At 36.3% G+C, this 16039-nt stretch carries 13 protein-coding genes; 7 read left to right on the forward strand and 6 right to left on the reverse strand.

From position 1 onward, the window contains the following. Position 1 precedes the first annotated feature (1 nt). The 4 genes from H3Z85_18730 (at position 2) to H3Z85_18745 (ending at position 4324) form a co-directional block, all read left to right on the forward strand. Positions 2-697: a DUF3307 domain-containing protein gene (locus H3Z85_18730; protein ID QPQ51320.1), complete on the forward strand. Its 696-nt coding sequence runs from the start codon at positions 2-4 to the stop codon at positions 695-697. A gap of 36 nt (positions 698-733) precedes the next feature. After that, the gene (locus H3Z85_18735) at positions 734-1456 is read left to right on the forward strand and encodes a phosphoribosylaminoimidazolesuccinocarboxamide synthase (GenBank protein QPQ51321.1); all 723 of its coding nucleotides are present in this window, start codon (positions 734-736) and stop codon (positions 1454-1456) included. Between the two features lie 141 nt (positions 1457-1597). Next, the gene (locus H3Z85_18740) at positions 1598-3097 is read left to right on the forward strand and encodes an amidophosphoribosyltransferase (protein QPQ51322.1); all 1500 of its coding nucleotides are present in this window, start codon (positions 1598-1600) and stop codon (positions 3095-3097) included. A gap of 282 nt (positions 3098-3379) precedes the next feature. Continuing rightward, positions 3380-4324, forward strand: a complete 945-nt coding sequence (locus H3Z85_18745) for a glycerophosphodiester phosphodiesterase (protein ID QPQ51323.1) — start codon at positions 3380-3382, stop codon at positions 4322-4324. Positions 4325-4409: 85 nt separating this feature from the next. On the opposite strand, the gene H3Z85_18750 is transcribed toward H3Z85_18745, so the two are convergent. The 3 genes from H3Z85_18750 to H3Z85_18760 form a co-directional block, all read right to left on the reverse strand. After that, positions 4410-5132 carry a PorT family protein gene (locus tag H3Z85_18750; GenBank protein QPQ51324.1) on the reverse strand — a complete coding sequence of 241 codons (723 nt, stop codon included), beginning with the start codon at positions 5130-5132 and terminating at the stop codon, positions 4410-4412. Positions 5133-6042: 910 nt separating this feature from the next. Next, entirely contained in the window at positions 6043-6627 is a 585-nt protein-coding gene (locus H3Z85_18755; protein QPQ51325.1) for a PorT family protein, read from the reverse strand. A 279-nt stretch (positions 6628-6906) separates the two neighbouring features. Continuing rightward, positions 6907-7551: a PorT family protein gene (locus H3Z85_18760; protein ID QPQ51326.1), complete on the reverse strand. Its 645-nt coding sequence runs from the start codon at positions 7549-7551 to the stop codon at positions 6907-6909. A gap of 430 nt (positions 7552-7981) precedes the next feature. On the opposite strand from H3Z85_18760, the gene H3Z85_18765 reads away from it, so the two are divergent. Beyond that, positions 7982-9850, forward strand: a complete 1869-nt coding sequence (locus tag H3Z85_18765; GenBank protein QPQ51327.1) for a hypothetical protein — start codon at positions 7982-7984, stop codon at positions 9848-9850. A gap of 68 nt (positions 9851-9918) precedes the next feature. Here H3Z85_18765 and aroB read toward each other — a convergent pair whose 3' ends face one another. Continuing rightward, positions 9919-10965 (reverse strand): 3-dehydroquinate synthase, encoded by a 1047-nt coding sequence (gene aroB, locus H3Z85_18770; GenBank protein QPQ51328.1) that lies wholly within the window; start codon positions 10963-10965, stop codon positions 9919-9921. A gap of 368 nt (positions 10966-11333) precedes the next feature. Here aroB and H3Z85_18775 point away from each other — a divergent pair, with 368 nt between their 5' ends. Then, positions 11334-12248 carry an rRNA pseudouridine synthase gene (locus H3Z85_18775; protein ID QPQ53947.1) on the forward strand — a complete coding sequence of 305 codons (915 nt, stop codon included), beginning with the start codon at positions 11334-11336 and terminating at the stop codon, positions 12246-12248. Positions 12249-12327: 79 nt separating this feature from the next. On the opposite strand, the gene H3Z85_18780 is transcribed toward H3Z85_18775, so the two are convergent. Beyond that, a complete protein-coding gene (locus H3Z85_18780) occupies positions 12328-13893 on the reverse strand; it encodes an amidase (GenBank protein QPQ51329.1) in 1566 nt (521 codons plus the stop codon). Between the two features lie 132 nt (positions 13894-14025). Then, positions 14026-14631: a bifunctional nicotinamidase/pyrazinamidase gene (gene pncA, locus H3Z85_18785; GenBank protein ID QPQ51330.1), complete on the reverse strand. Its 606-nt coding sequence runs from the start codon at positions 14629-14631 to the stop codon at positions 14026-14028. A gap of 236 nt (positions 14632-14867) precedes the next feature. Between pncA and H3Z85_18790 the strand changes: the two genes are divergently transcribed. After that, entirely contained in the window at positions 14868-16010 is a 1143-nt protein-coding gene (locus H3Z85_18790) for a DEAD/DEAH box helicase (protein ID QPQ51331.1), read from the forward strand. The last annotated feature ends 29 nt before the right edge of the window (positions 16011-16039 follow it).

Consider the following 16039-nt stretch of genomic DNA (forward strand, 5'->3'; position numbering starts at 1 on the left):
CATGATCTTTATTAAACTCATATTGGCACATCTACTCGGAGATTTTACTCTTCAGCCAGACTCTTGGGTTGCAGATAAGGAAAACTATAAACTAAAAAGTAAATTTTTATACCTTCACGTTCTCATTCACACGGTTTTAAGCCTTATTTTTCTTTGGGACTTACAGCTTTGGTGGGTAGCAATTCTGGTGGGTATTTCTCATTTTATTATTGATACGGCAAAGCTTACTTTTCAAAATGTCAAAACAAAGAAAAGATGGTTCTTTATCGATCAGGTACTGCATGTTCTGGTGATCGCCGGTATTTCTTTTTATTTCGGAGAATTTGATATCAGCTTTCTGCAGAACCAGGAATTTTTGAAAATCATAATGGCAGCTTTGTTTCTGACAACGCCAGCTTCTATTTTCATTAAACTCCTTTTATCATCCTGGACGCCCTCTCCGGATGGTCCCAACACTATTCAAACCGAATCTTTAACAAGTGCCGGAAAATATATCGGAATTTTAGAACGTTTACTGGTTTTCACCTTTATTATGGTGAATCACTGGGAAGGCGTAGGTTTCATGGTGGCTGCAAAATCTGTTTTCAGGTTCAGCGACCTTGCACAGGCAAAACAGAGAAAGCTTACAGAATATGTATTGATAGGTACATTGCTGAGTTTTGGACTGGCTGTCTTAACAGGAATAATAATTAAATAAATCAATAAATCTAACTACAATTTAGAAAGTAAAATTATGAGTCAAAAGAAAGAAATGTTGTACGAAGGGAAAGCGAAACAAGTATTTGCTACCGATAATCCTGATGAAGTAGTAGTACGTTTCAAAGACGATGCTACAGCATTTAATGCTCAAAAGAAAGGCCAGGTTGACCTGAAAGGGGAAATGAACAACGCCATCACTACTCTTATTTTTGAATATTTAAATGAAAAAGGAATCAAAACTCATTTCATTAAGCAATTGGACGAAAGAGAGCAATTGGTAAGAAAAGTATCAATCATTCCTTTGGAAATGGTCGTGAGAAACTACTCTGCAGGAAGCATGGCACAAAGATTAGGGGTTGAAGAGGGAATCAAATCTCCGGTAACGATCTTTGATATCTGCTATAAAAAAGACGAGCTGGGAGATCCGCTTATCAACGACCACCACGCGGTGTTCCTGGGAGCAGCTACTTACGAGGAGCTTGATGAAATGTATGAATTGACATCAGACATCAACGAGATCCTTATTGACCTTTTTGATAAAATTAATATCATCCTGGTAGATTTCAAAATCGAATTAGGTAAAACTTCAGATGGCGAAATCATCCTGGCAGACGAAATTTCTCCTGATACCTGCAGACTTTGGGATAAAGATACCATGAAGAAGCTTGACAAAGACAGATTCAGAAGAGACCTTGGAGAGGTAACTGAGGCTTATGTAGAAATATACAACCGTCTTAAAAATCTTTTACAGAAGTAAGATTCAGATACCGGATTTCAGATATCGGACGTTAGTACTGAAAATACTTTGTTAGTTAAAAACAAAATTAAAATGTGAAGTCAGCTTTTAGTCTGAGGTCTGAAATCTGACATCTAAGATCTATAATTAGAAAAAATAGAAATGAAAAGTTTAGACATTCATAAAAGTGAATATTTAAAACAGTTTGAAAACCAGGTTTACGGAAGAAATCTGTTCAGAACTCAGGAAGAGGAAAGACTGGATGCTCCGAATGAAGAATGTGGTATTTTCGGATTATATTCAGATAATGATCTGGATACGTTTTCTCTTTCACAATTCGGGCTTTTTGCTTTGCAGCACAGAGGTCAGGAGGCTTGTGGTATTTCCGTCCTGAAAGAGGGGAGAATTACCAATATGAAGGATGAAGGCCTGGTTTTAGATGTTTATAAAGACATTCAGGAACCTGAAACTTTTATGGGAAATTCTGCAATCGGTCACACCCGTTATACGACTGCAGGAGATAAAAAGAAATATAATTTCCAGCCATTTTTCGCAAAAAACGAATATGACCAGATTATACTTTCTATAGCGCACAACGGTAACCTTACCAATGCGAAAGAATTAAAAGCAGAATTAGAGGCTGAAGGCGTTGTTTTCAGGGCAACTTCCGATTCTGAAGTGATCTTAAGACTGATCCAGAAAAACCTTGATCTTGGACTTCGCGGTGCAATTAAGGCAACTATGGAAAAAATTGAAGGTGCTTATTCTGTAGTAGGAATGACCAGAAACAAATTCTTCGCCTTCAGAGATTTCAACGGGATCCGTCCGCTGGTTTTAGGAGCTATTGATGAGAAATCATATGTGGTGGCTTCTGAATCTGTAGCACTGGATGCTGTAGGAGCTCAATATGTACGTGATATCCTTCCTGGAGAGATCATTTATACGAATGAAAACGAACCCGGAAAGCTGAATTCTTACATGATGGATGAAGCAAAAGGGAAACAAAGAATCTGTTCTTTTGAATACATCTACTTTGCAAGACCCGACTCTACTTTAGAAAACATTAATGTATATGAGATCAGAGAAAAGTCCGGTGAAAAGATCTGGGAACAGGCTCCGGTAGATGCCGACCTTGTAATAGGTGTTCCTGACTCGGGAGTTCCTGCTGCTATCGGTTTTTCTAAAGCTTCAGGAATTCCATTCCGTCCTGTATTGATCAAAAACAGATATATTGGAAGAAGTTTCATTGTCCCTACCCAGGAAATGAGAGAAAGGGTAGTCAACCTGAAGCTGAACCCGATTATTTCTGAAATGAAAGATAAAAGAGTAGTTATCATTGATGACTCTATCGTTCGTGGAACAACCTCAAAGAGATTGGTTAAAATCTTGAAAGATGCAGGAGTAAAAGAAATCCACTTCAGAAGTGTTTCCCCACCTATTATTGCCCCTTGCTATTTAGGGATCGATACTCCTTCAAAAGATGATCTGATCTCTGCCAATATGACTACAGAAGAGCTTAAAAATTATTTAGGCGTTGATTCGTTGGAATTTTTAAGCATAGACAATCTAAAGGAAATTTTAGGATCTGCCAACCACTGCTTCGGATGTTTTACAGAAGAATATCCAGTAGGAAAAGGAGAGGAGATAGAATTATTCAATTAAAATATTTTTAAATCAAAATAGAGAGCCAGGCATTTGTCTGGCTTTTTTTGTTGCCAGGTTGTTAATTAGGATATCGAAGATCGAGTGAAGAAATATTGCCCTATCAACAACAAGAACTAACTTAACTTTTCCTAATTCCTTAAAAATATTAACGGTTTAAAATTTTATGGTCTTTTTAAAGAACCTGCTTATCAGGTTATGAAATATAGCACAATCTTAATATTCATGTATTATACAGGACACAAGTAAATTTTAATTTTACCGGATTAAAATCTTAGGTTTATGAAGAACGCATTCTTAGCAAGTATTTGTTTTGTCGGTATTCAGTTATATTCAGGTCAGTCTTTCGATAATCAGGCTCATCGTGGCGGCAAATCACTGTATCCGGAGAATACAATTCCGGCCATGAAAAACGCTTTAAAAATGAATGTCACCACCCTGGAAATGGATCTGGCGATCACAAAGGATAAAAAGGTAATTCTTTCTCATGATGCTTTTCTTTCACCTGAATTGGTTACCAAGCCCGATGGAACATATATTCCGGAAGATTCAGGATTTTATTATAAGATTTATGACATGCCCTATGCTAAAATTAAAACATTTGACGTTGGTTTAAAGAAACTGGACCGATATCCGGACCAAAAGAAAATGAAGGTGCAAAAACCCCTTTTTTCCGAGGTAATTGACGCTTGTGAGGCTTATGCCCGTGAATTGAAAAGACCATTGCCATTTTATAATATTGAAACCAAAACACGTCCGTTTTCAGATAATATTTTTCACCCCGAACCCAGAGAATTTGTAGATCTGATGATGAAAATTATCACTGACAAACACATCCAGGACCGCGTAATTATCCAGTCATTCGATCCCAGAACATTAGAAATCATTCACAAAGAATATCCCGGAGTAATGACCGCTTTACTGGTTGAAAAGGTAGATGATAAAAAGCTTGCGCAACAACAGATGCATTTTAAAAACATACCGCTTGAAAAGTTCAAGCTATATCCTGATCATCTTAACGGTGTAGCAGGAGATTTGAAATTTTTAAGCTTTACTCCTACCATTTACAGCCCGGAACATCATCTTGTTACTCCGGAAATGGTCAGAGAATGCCATGCATCAGGAATGAAAGTTATCCCATGGACAGTGAATACCAAAGAAAGGCTAAAGGAATTGAAAGATATGGGGACTGACGGAGTGATCAGTGATGATCCCAGAATATTTTAAATTAAAAATGGCCGGAAGAAATTCTTCCGGCCATTTTATATCATGCAGAAATCTGCATTTAAAGTTAAAAAATTGGTTTCTTTACTTAGAACTTGTAGTTCAGACCCAACTGGAATACTCTGTTGTTGTTTTCAGCGGCAGGTCTGCTCTTATCAATTTTAGTCAAGCTATTTACATATCTTGCACTAATACCGATGTTATTAGTAATATCATATCCAAGACCTAATCCTAAACCGAAGTTGAATCTGTTGATTTGATCTTTGTCAAGATCTTCAGAGTGAGATTCTGTTCTTGTTGTAGTAACACCTCCTGTTGTAGTAGAAACTGTAGATTCACCTTTGTTTTTCCCATTGATGAAATAGCTGAATTCAGGTCCTGCCTCAATATAGAATTTCTCTGTTGGTCTCATTTGTAGCATTAAAGGAACTGAAATATAGTTCATAGTTACTTTATCTTCTCCTTTTGTTTTAGTAGTAACTGAACCTACTGTGTTTTCTGTAGAATAGTTTACAGCTCTGGCACCCATTTGGTTATATAATACCTCTGGCTGTAAGCTGAATTGTTTAGAGATTGGAATATTTACGAATGCACCAGCGTGGAATCCTAGCTTTTGGCTGTTCATTCCAAAACTTTGTGCACTGAAGTAGGCTGAGTTTCCTCCTGCTTTAATACCAAATCTAACTGGTTGAACGTCGCTTTTTAGTGGAGATGTAGCTACCGTTTTTGTTGTAGTAGTTGTCGTTGTTGTTTCCTGTGCGAAAGCTAATGTACCAGCAGTTAATGCTAATCCTAAAAATAACTTCTTCATAATTTTATTCTTTTAATTTTTTTACTATTTGCTTGTTGTATGATTTATCAATCAGACTTGAATTATTTTGCAAATAGCTTGCCAAAGTCGAAAAAGTCTCATCTGCAGGGCTATGAGAGCTGTTTTTCAAAGATGTTTCTTTTGTACTTTTAAGCTTTTTTTATGAAAAAATATGTAATGCAAATTTATGTTTCGTAAACATTTTTAAATTATAACGTGTTTTAGGTGTATAATTTTAATATGATTCTTTTTTAAAAAAAATCATATCTGTAATCAATATAAATAAGCATTTGCAGATTTTCAATACAGTGGGAAATATATTTTGTATTGTATTTGAAAATCATTGAAACAAGAAGAAATTCTGCCAAAATGTTTATGTGATTGAAATCCAGTGTAATGAATCATTTCAAATAATAGTTTTCTAATAGGAGCTGCCTTTTTCCCATACCAATCGTGCGGTATTTTTACACAATTGTTTTAAAAACTATAGAGGCTGGGGTGGAATATGTATGTAAATATATCCGCCTGCCATACTTTACGAAAGCGAAAAAGTCAGGCCTAAACAAGCAGACCTGACTTTTTCTATTGAAATCAAAATGTATTTTACTCGGGTTGCAGCACGAAATCTTTACCTACCATTTGTCATTGATGAACTAAAAATTTTTAATCAAAAATAAATATCTGGAATATTCCTGTTCAGAAATAAATTATTGTATTTATGTCAATTGTATTCATCATAAATAAAATACAGGAATTGAAAGATGGTAATGCGGAATGGGATACAATCTTAAAGTGATAGACAAATTTCTTGCCAAAGATGTTGATTAAGAAAAAAAAATATACACAAAAAAGCCGGATTATAGAATCCGGCTCTCTGTAATTATAAAATTTGTTATTGAAAACAAGCTTATTAGAATTTATAAGCCAGTCCAACCTGGAATACTCCGTTTTTAGAAGAATCACCACCGATTCTGTTCTTAACAACGTCAGTTAATCCTGCAACATATCTTACGTTAACTCCGATGTTAGGAGTAAAGTAATATCCTGCTCCAAGACCTAATCCGAAATCAAAAGTTTTGAAACCGTCTTTAACATCTACAGAACCATTGTTGTCTTTTCCTTTAGCACTTACAAGGAAGCTGAATTGTGGTCCTGCTTCTACATATAGGTTAGGAAGTGCATTGTACTGCAACATTACCGGTACAGCGATATAATCCATGTTCAATTTAACATCGCTGTTAGCTTTCGCTTTAGCACCCATACCGCTGTATAATACTTCCGGTTGTACAGAGAAGTCTTGTGCTACAGGAATGTTTGCGAAAACACCACCATAAAATCCAGCTTTTGAATTGGTATCACTGTTAGAAAGGCTTGAAACATTAAGACCAGCTTTTAATCCAAATCTAACCGGAGAAGATGCTGTATTTGATGAAGTTTTTTGTGCGAAAGTAAAAGTACCTGCTACGAGTGCCAGGCCTAAAAAAATCTTTTTCATAAGTTTTTATTTAATAGTTTTTAAGTTTTATTTAACAGTTTGTTTATTAGCAAACACCGTGCCAGAAATAATGTTGTTTTATAATTTTATATAAATAAGCAGATTATGGCGAAAAAAGTAAATGACAAACATTAACAGATATGATTAAATTCTAATTATCATAGCTTTGTATTTATATTTTATTTTAATTGTTTTTAAAATTCTTGCATAAAAAAAGATCAGATTATAAGTAATCTGACCTTTTATTGAATATAAAAATTTGTTAGTGAGCGTTGTGGCTTATTTAAATTTATAAGCCAATCCTACCTGGAATACATTGTTTTTAACAGCATCACCTGAATTGTTTTTATAAATATCAGTAAGACCTGCTGTATATCTTGCGGTAATTCCTAAGTTCTGTGTGAAATAGTATCCTGCACCAAGACCGATACCGAAGTTGAATGTTTTGAAGTCATCTTTATTAAGACTTGCTACCTGCGAACTGGTATTGCTGTTGGTAGAGCTTTTGAATTTATCATTAGCACTTACTAAGAATCCAAATTCAGGTCCTGCTTCAAGATAAAATTCAGGAGTTGCGTTGTACTGGAACATTACCGGTACTGCAATATATCCCAGATTTCTTGAATATTCATCTTTATATTTATTTCCTACGATTGAATACTCTCTTGTTACTTTTGAACCTAAGTCATTATAAATAACCTCAGGTTGTACACTAAATGAACTAGCTAGCGGGATGTTGGCAAATACACCGGCGTTAAAACCGATTTTAGATTTAGAATCACTCAAATCAGCTCCGTTTGAAAGGGAAGATACGTTCATTCCTCCTTTAATACCAAATGTTGCTGCCCCTACTGAAGAAGGTGTTTGCTGAGCGAATGCTAATGTTCCTGCAGTTACTGCCAATCCTAAAATTAACTTTTTCATAACTTTAATTTTTTAAATTTTACTCTTTCTTAATTTTAAATTTTACTCTGTTTCAACATTTTTAGTTGAACGCAGAATATCTTTCAAATTACTTGCCAAAAATATTTTTTATGACTTAAATCAATAAAAAATCTACTCTCTGTTTAAATTATTTCATATTTAATCTGTTGAATTTCAAACGAATATATAATTAAATAAACATTTGTTTAGAGAAGCTCTAAATTGACAATTTTGTTAAAAACAAAAGTAAGAAATAGTGCGCAGCCCATAATAATGTTCAAAAACCTTAATGCAGATGACGAAACAAAGTATCTTTAAACAATATTTGCTTTATTTTCTTTACTAATTTTGTCATCCTCATAAAATGATAACCTGATACTCTTACAATAATGATTGATTGAATTTGTAAGAATTACTTAATGTCTACAACATGAAAAAATGCACACAGCTGTTGGTATTCCTTTTTTTTGAAATTGCTTTGCAAGCCCAGGTGGGAATCAATACCACGACACCTGATCCGTCCTCAGTACTTGATGTTTCTGGTTTTGACAAAGGGATTTTAATTCCCAGGATTGCGTTGACAGGAAGTCTGGATACTACGACAATACCGTCAAGAACGAATTCTTTACTGATTTATAACACAAAAGATATCAATGATGTTCATCCAGGATACTATTATTGGAGTGCAGCCGCAGGACGATGGACAAAAGTGCTGGATGATTTAACGCCGATTGTCATGACAGGATGGAGCCTCACCGGAAATTCAGGGATGGTAAACGGAGTGAATTTCATAGGAACTTCAGATAATGTGGATGTTATTTTTAAGAGGAATAATATTGTATCCGGAGTCTTAAATACTACGAATACAATTTTTGGAGTCAACAGTCTGACAGCGAATACATCAGGACTTAATAATACTGCGGTAGGCGTTAATAATTTAATCTCTAATACCATAGGAAGCATGAATACAGCGATAGGGGCAGAAGTCTTGAGCAGCAATAAGACCGGGATACAGAATACCGGTTACGGATACCGGGCTTTATATTCGAATCTCGACGGAAATAATAATGTTGCCAACGGCTATTTTTCACTCTTTTCTGCTAAAAGTACCATAGGTAATATAGGAATTGGGGCAAGCTCACTCCGCGAGCTTATCTCTGGAGACTATAATATAGGAATAGGTGGGGACGCTTTTAGAATGATTCCCGGTGGTAGGGGAAATACGGCGATTGGCGGATCTGCAGGATATAATTTGAATACGACAAATAACTACAATACTTTTATAGGCTTCCGGGCCGGAGCAGGGCTTGTTTCCGGAAAATCAAACACCATTATAGGAGCTAATGTGACCGGACTTCCGGCTTCGCTTTCAAATAATATTATAATCGCTGATGGTGATGGCAACCGAAGGATTAATATTGACCAGAACGGAAATATCGGTATTGGAACCGATACTCCAAAATTCCCGCTCGATATCCGGTTGAAGACCTCTGTATGGCCTTTAGCGGCATCAAGTCTTACGTATTACGGAATAAATCCTGAGACAGGTTCATCCGACGGAACTTTAACTACTTATCCGAATTATACCAATGATATAGGTGCTTTCAATAGCAATACTTCTATTTATGCAGATGGAAATATCATTTCGGTAGGGAAATTGAGTGTGGCACAAACTTCACTGTTTTCAGATAAAAGGATCAAAAATATCATAGGGAAATCAGATAATGTAAAAGATTTGGTGACCCTACAGAAGCTCAGTATTACAGACTATATCATGAAAGATGAAACATTGTATGGTACACAAAAATTTAAAAAGGTAATTGCTCAGGAGGTGGAAACAGTCTACCCGCAAGCAGTCAGTAAAAGTGGTGTAAAGACTTTTATCCCCAATATCTATCAATTGGCAATACAAAACGGTAATATCCTTACGGTTGAAAAGTCATTTGCCATTTCCAAAGAAGATAAATTGCTTAAAATCTATGATGAAACAGGGGAAATTATTCTGGAAATTCAAAATACTACTTCCAATAGTCTCACTGTGAATTTAGGGGATAAAAAGCTTAAAGGCAGACTCTTTGTCTACGGAACTGAAGTATCAGATCTCAGAACAGTAGATTATGATGCTTTATCTATGTTGAATATCTCTGCAACCCAGGAGCTGGCAAAAAAAATTGAGGCATTGGAACGTGAAAATGAAGCATTGAAACAAGTCAACAGAGAAATACAGTACAAACAATCTCTTTTTGAAGAACGGTTAAAGCAGTTGGAGTTGTCTTTTCAAAAGAAAAATAACTTATAAAGGAAGTCATAAAAAGCCTGATTTAAATGATCAGGCTTTTGTAGTTTTATGAAATAGAAATATCTGACTTAGAAATCATTGAGTTTTCTATAAAAATGTAATGATTCCAGAATATTTTTCTGGCTGCATTGATGGTCATATATACATGATCCGATTCCTGAAAGCAGCGAAAAATTGATTTTACTGTCGGTATTCTTTTTATCATTTAAAAGTAATGCAGTGATGTCCTCATCTTTGAAGTCACTGATATCAAGGTAAGGATAGTATCTCTGGATATTTTCAATAATAATCTTTGAATCTTCCTCCGTGATAAGACCTTCCAGGTATGCCAGGTGAGCTTCGGAAATCATTCCCATGGCAACGGCTTCACCATGCAAAATAGGATTGCCTTGCTGCAGGCATAAACTCTCAACTGCATGCCCGATCGTATGTCCGAAGTTGAGTGTTTTTCTGATATTGCTTTCATGGAAATCCTTCTCTACAACATCCTGTTTGATGTTCATAGAAGTCTGGATATGAGGGATTACCGTTTCTACATCCAGTTTATGGATCTGTGTCAGTTGGTTCCAGTGTTCTTTATCGGCTATGAGTCCGTGCTTCAGCATTTCTGCAAATCCACTTCTTAATTCTTTAAAAGGTAATGTTTCCAAAAATTGGGGATAAATAAATATCTGTTGGGGAAAGGCAAAGGTTCCCACCATATTTTTATAGTGCATCAGGTCAATTCCTGTTTTCCCGCCAATAGAAGCATCACACATGGATAAAAGGGTAGTAGGGATATTGATGAACTGTATTCCTCTTTTATAAGTAGAAGCAACAAAGCCACCCATATCTGTAATCACACCGCCTCCAAGGTTGATAACCAGTGCTTTTCTGTCTGCCTGCATCTCGGTAAGAATTTCCCAAAGTTGATTGGCTGTCTGAATATTTTTCATTTCCTCGCCTGCTTCAATTTCCAAAATTTCAAACCCCAGATCAGTTTCCATATTCCCTAAGAGAACAGGAAGACAGTATTCATGGGTATTCTCATCAACCAGAATAAAAATTTTACTGAATGATTTTTCATGAAGAAAGTCGTTTAACTGAGAAAAATTATCGTTTAATATTGTTATCATCTCCAAATATATGTAAGGTTAAAATGTAAACTATACTGCAAAGTTATGATTCTTAATTTTTAACTCGTAACTAAATTACTATCTTTGCAGAAATTTTTAGAATGAGCAGAGATAATAATAATTCAGACAGACCAAAGAGACCAAGAATTTCAACCAAGAAAAGTTCTGATGATTCTCGTGCTTCCAGATCTGGAAATTCTTCAGGATCAAAACCTTTTAAGAAATCTTTTTCTAAAGACGGAGGAAGAACAGCCCCGGAACATAAAGGATCCAACTCAAAATTTGAAAAGAAACCATTCAAGAAAAATACCGGAAGTTTTGAAGGTTCCGTTGAGGAGTCCGGTTCAAAATCTGAAAGAAAACCCTATATCACGAATAAAAGTGAGAGCTATGAGAAAAAATCTTTCGGAAAACCTAAGAGAGGTGGAAAAAGCTTTGATACAAGAGACAAGTACGAAAGAGGGAGTCTGAAATATGGCAGAAGACCTTCTAGTGGAGATGACAGAAATGAGGATAAAACAAGATCTTTTGTACAGAAAAGAAGGCTAAATAAAATAGAAAAGGACGTTTATAAAGACAGCATCCGTCTTAATAAGTATATTGCCAACTCGGGAATCTGCAGCAGGAGAGAAGCTGATGAGCTGATTACTCAGGGACTTGTGGAGGTAAACGGCGTAGTCGTAACGGAAATGGGTTATCAGGTTCAGAAAACAGACAGAGTCGTTTTTGACGGACAAGGTATTACTCCTGAAAAACCTGTTTATGTACTTTTGAATAAGCCAAAAGGTTATATCTCAACAACAAAAGACGATAAGGCAAGAAAAACCGTAATGGATCTTGTGGCGAATGCTTCTCCTTACAGACTATTCCCTGTGGGAAGACTGGACCGTTCAACGACAGGGGTTATTTTGTTAACCAATGACGGACATATGACCAAGAAATTAACGCATCCATCTTTTAATGCTAAAAAAATCTATCATGTGACGTTAGACAAAAAACTTACTGCTGAAGATTTACGTCTTATTGCAGAAGGAATCCGTCTGGATGAAGGACTGGCGGTTGTTGATCAGATCTCATATATTGAAGGTAAGCCGAAAAATGAGATCGGAATTGAGATTCATATCGGATGGAACCGTGTGATCAGAAGAATATTCCAAAGATTAGGTTATGAAGTAGAAGCTCTGGACAGAGTAATGTTCTCAGGATTAACGAAGAAAAACATCAAGAGAGGACACTGGAGAATTCTTACAGACCTGGAAGTAAATAATCTTAAGATGCTTTAATAAAGGCCAATATTTTAAGTTTAAAAATAGAAAGCGCAGGAATAAATTTCTGCGCTTTTGTTTTATATAGCAAACTGATTTACTGTCCGGTTAAGAATTCAGGTACTTTTCTTTGGGGATTGGTTTGCTCAAAAGTATAGGCCATATTGATAAGCTTTCCTTCTTCCCATTTTCCGGCCGAAAACAGAATACCTACCGGCAACCCATCGATATATCCCATCGGCAGTGTAATACTTGGGTAGCCTGCAATGGCGGCGGCATCTGCGCTGCCAAATGAATACTGATCTCCTGTTTTCAGGTTTGTTTTCCAGGCTTCAGTGGTTGCGGGAGAAATAATGGCATCGAGTTTATATTTTTTCATGACAAGGTCAATCCCTTTTTCACGGCTTCCTGTCTGCGCTATTTTTAGATTCTTAGTATATTCTTTATCATTTATTCCGTTGCTTTTAGCGGCAAGTTCAAGGTATTCCTGTCCGAAATATTGCAATTCTTCCTTATTGTTTTTATTGAAAGCAATTAAGTCATCAATATTTTTGACAGCGGCATCCTTTCCTAAAGACGAAAAGTATGTATTCAAACCATCTTTAAATTCATTAACCATAATCTGAAAAGACTTTTGATGAGTTTCATCTGAGATAAAGTCATTGTCTATGGTAACAATTGTTGCCCCCTGAGCTTCCAGAACTTTTAAAGTCTGCAGAAATAATTCGTCAACTTTTTTACTGGCTCCTTTTGTAATTTCTTTTATATATCCGAATCTTTTTCCTTTTAATCCGTTTAAAGTGAGGAATCTCGTGTAATCGGTATGGGAAAAAGCTGTATTTCCAATAGTTTTGGTGTCATTTTTATCTTCACCCACCATCGCTCCCAGGCTTATCGCAATGTCTCTGACAGTTCTCGCCATCGGTCCTGCAGTATCCTGTGAAAATGAAATAGGAATAATGCCCTGTCTGGAAATCAGGCCGACAGTAGGCTTCAACCCTACAATTCCATTGATGCTGGAAGGACAGATGATAGAGCCATTAGTTTCGGTACCGATTGCTATGATACCAAGATTGGCTGATATGGCAGCTCCTGAACCGGCGCTTGATCCACAGGTATTTCTATTGAGGATATAAGGGTTTTTGGTCAGTCCGCCTAATCCGCTCCATCCGCTTGTAGATTTTTCGCCCCTGAAATTGGCCCATTCGCTTAGATTCGTTTTTCCTATAATTACGGCTCCGGCCTCCCTGAGTTTCTTGACGATATAGCTGTCTTGTAGAGGAAAAGAATTCTTTAATGCCAGAGAGCCTGCTGTATTAGGCATTTTATCATGAGTATCTATATTATCTTTAAGCAGAACAGGGATTCCAAATAATGGTTTATTTCTAAATTTTGCTTCCAGATGGTCTAAAGAATCAGCGATCTTTACAGCGTCAGGATTAACGGTAATGACAGAATTCAGCTGTACTCCCGTTTGGTCGATATCATGGATTCTTTTCAGATAGCTTTCAACAACCTCCTTTACGGTAGCTGTGTTATTTTTATATAAGTTTTGGATTTTCTCAATATCATATTCCGGATATTTGAACTGGGCATCCGCTATATTTTGAGCCTTTGAAATTACTCCTGTAAAGAGGATTACCGATAAAATGATTTTTTTCATTACGGATGTTTCTTTCAAATATAGATAATTATCCTGAATGCATATTCATTTATAGTAAAAGCCCGGAGATTGATCTCCGGGCTTTTACATATGCTTGTTGATGTTTTAAAATAAATAATCAGCTGATATTGATTATCCGAGTACAGTTACTCCTTTTTCGATCATTTCGTAGATGGCGTCTCTGCCATTATCCGGTTTTACGTTCACTGCACGGGTACCATTAAAGTGCAGACATGTAATATATCCGTTAGCTACAGCATCTAAAGCTGTAAACTTCACACAATAGTCCATGGCAAGGCCTACAATTTCCACCAATTGAATTTCATGGTATTTTAAGAAATCATCCAGTCCTGTTTTCATGAAGTGATTATTATCCTGGAAGCCGCTATAACTGTCTATTTCAATATTTTTTCCTTTCTGAATAACGTGAGTTACCTTATCTCTGTTCAGATCCTTATGAAACTCCGCTCCGAAAGTTCCCTGAACACAATGATCCGGCCACATAAATTGTGGAACTCCGTTTAAAATAATACTTTCTCCAACGTTTCTTCCGTTGCTGCTGGCAAAGCTTTTATGGCCCGCAGGATGCCAGTCTTGAGTCAAAACAATCTGATCATACTCATTTTCTTCCATCAGGAGATTGATATAAGGGATGACTTCATTTGCCCCGGGAACTGCCAATGCACCGCCTTGACAAAAATCATTCTGTACATCGACTATTATTAACGCTTTTTTCATATTTAGAATTCTCGAATTTTTGATAAATTTACAAAACTAATCCACAAAAATTTGTCCAAAATAAAATTATCGGACAAATCGGCAATATATTTTTTTCAGATGTCTTATCATCAAGTGCTGGAAAGTAATGTAAAGCGTAAACTACTTGTTTTTTTCTGAAATATTGGCCGGAGTCTTCCTAATGCAGCGTGAAGCCAAATTTCAATAGCTTATCTTTGCACTAAATAATTATTTTTATGTCATTTGAATCGTTAGGATTATCACACAATATTATTCGTTCTGTTAAAAAATTAGGTTATCTGAAGCCGTTTCCCATTCAGGAACAGGCTGTACCGGTTATTTTGCAGGGAAAGGATCTGATGGGTATCGCCCGGACAGGTTCAGGGAAAACAGCATGTTTTGTGATGCCGATTTTAGAAAAATTACAGAATTCAGAAGTTAAAAAAGGTCGTAACATTCAAGTTTTAATACTGGTGCCTACCCGCGAGCTGGCTATTCAGATCGATGAAGTCTTCAGGGCTTTTACAGAAAATCTGAAACGTGAGGTCCGTACAATGGCGGTTTATGGTGGAGTATCTATTAATCCACAGATGAAAGGGATGTTTGGTGTGGAGGTTCTCATTGCGACTCCGGGACGTTTATTGGATCTGATTGATCATAATGCCGTGAAAATTTCGGAAATCCAGCATCTGGTGGTAGATGAGGCAGATAAAATGTTTCAGCTCGGATTTGGCGAGGAAATGAATAAACTCTTTGCTCTCATGCCTGCAGTGAAGCAAACAACCTTATTTTCGGCAACTTTAAATGATAAAGTTGAGGAAATGAAAGAACGATTATCCATCAATCCTGTCATCATTGAAATAAAAAAAGAAGAAGTTGAAATTGATAATATCGAGCAGTTGGCATACCATGTCGCTCCTGAGAACAAAGGTCCTTTTTTACGTTATTTAATCAAAGAAAAGAAAGTAGAAAAAGCACTGATTTTTGTTTCATCTACAAGAGCTGCAGACAATCTGGTTGAAAAACTTAAAAAAAATAAAATCAAAGCAGTAGCGATTCACAGCCAGAAGTCACAAGGTGCCCGTAGAAATAATTTAGAAGAATTTAAAGGTAATGGAGCTCAGTTTTTGGTCGCCACAGATTTGATTGGCCGTGGAATTCACATTGAATCTTTACCATGTGTCATCAATTATGAGTTGCCGCGCTCGCCTTTAGATTACATTCACCGTATTGGTAGAACAGGACGCGCCAACGAAAAAGGAACTGCCATTACTATTTTGACAGATGATGAATTACAGCATTTCAGAGTAATTCAGAAGAAAATGGGTAAAAAAGTAACGTTGCAGAGAACGGAAGGCATTGATTTGCATGGTTATTAATATATATAATCAAATAATAAAGGCTTCAG

Origin of the sequence: Chryseobacterium indologenes (genome assembly GCA_016025055.1) — a bacterium.
GTDB classification, from domain to species: domain Bacteria; phylum Bacteroidota; class Bacteroidia; order Flavobacteriales; family Weeksellaceae; genus Chryseobacterium; species Chryseobacterium indologenes.

Excerpts from the sequence above, each read along its gene's own strand:
- H3Z85_18740 (QPQ51322.1), top strand. The coding sequence starts at position 1,598 with ATGAAAAGTTTAGACATTCATAAAAGTGAATATTTAAAACAGTTTGAA.
- H3Z85_18780 (QPQ51329.1), bottom strand. The coding sequence starts at position 13,893 with ATGAAAAAAATCATTTTATCGGTAATCCTCTTTACAGGAGTAATTTCA.
- H3Z85_18790 (QPQ51331.1), top strand. The coding sequence starts at position 14,868 with ATGTCATTTGAATCGTTAGGATTATCACACAATATTATTCGTTCTGTT.
- aroB (QPQ51328.1), bottom strand. The coding sequence starts at position 10,965 with ATGATAACAATATTAAACGATAATTTTTCTCAGTTAAACGACTTTCTT.
- H3Z85_18750 (QPQ51324.1), bottom strand. The coding sequence starts at position 5,132 with ATGAAGAAGTTATTTTTAGGATTAGCATTAACTGCTGGTACATTAGCT.
- H3Z85_18755 (QPQ51325.1), bottom strand. The coding sequence starts at position 6,627 with ATGAAAAAGATTTTTTTAGGCCTGGCACTCGTAGCAGGTACTTTTACT.
- pncA (QPQ51330.1), bottom strand. The coding sequence starts at position 14,631 with ATGAAAAAAGCGTTAATAATAGTCGATGTACAGAATGATTTTTGTCAA.
- H3Z85_18760 (QPQ51326.1), bottom strand. The coding sequence starts at position 7,551 with ATGAAAAAGTTAATTTTAGGATTGGCAGTAACTGCAGGAACATTAGCA.
- H3Z85_18730 (QPQ51320.1), top strand. The coding sequence starts at position 2 with ATGATCTTTATTAAACTCATATTGGCACATCTACTCGGAGATTTTACT.
- H3Z85_18735 (QPQ51321.1), top strand. The coding sequence starts at position 734 with ATGAGTCAAAAGAAAGAAATGTTGTACGAAGGGAAAGCGAAACAAGTA.
- H3Z85_18745 (QPQ51323.1), top strand. The coding sequence starts at position 3,380 with ATGAAGAACGCATTCTTAGCAAGTATTTGTTTTGTCGGTATTCAGTTA.
- H3Z85_18765 (QPQ51327.1), top strand. The coding sequence starts at position 7,982 with ATGAAAAAATGCACACAGCTGTTGGTATTCCTTTTTTTTGAAATTGCT.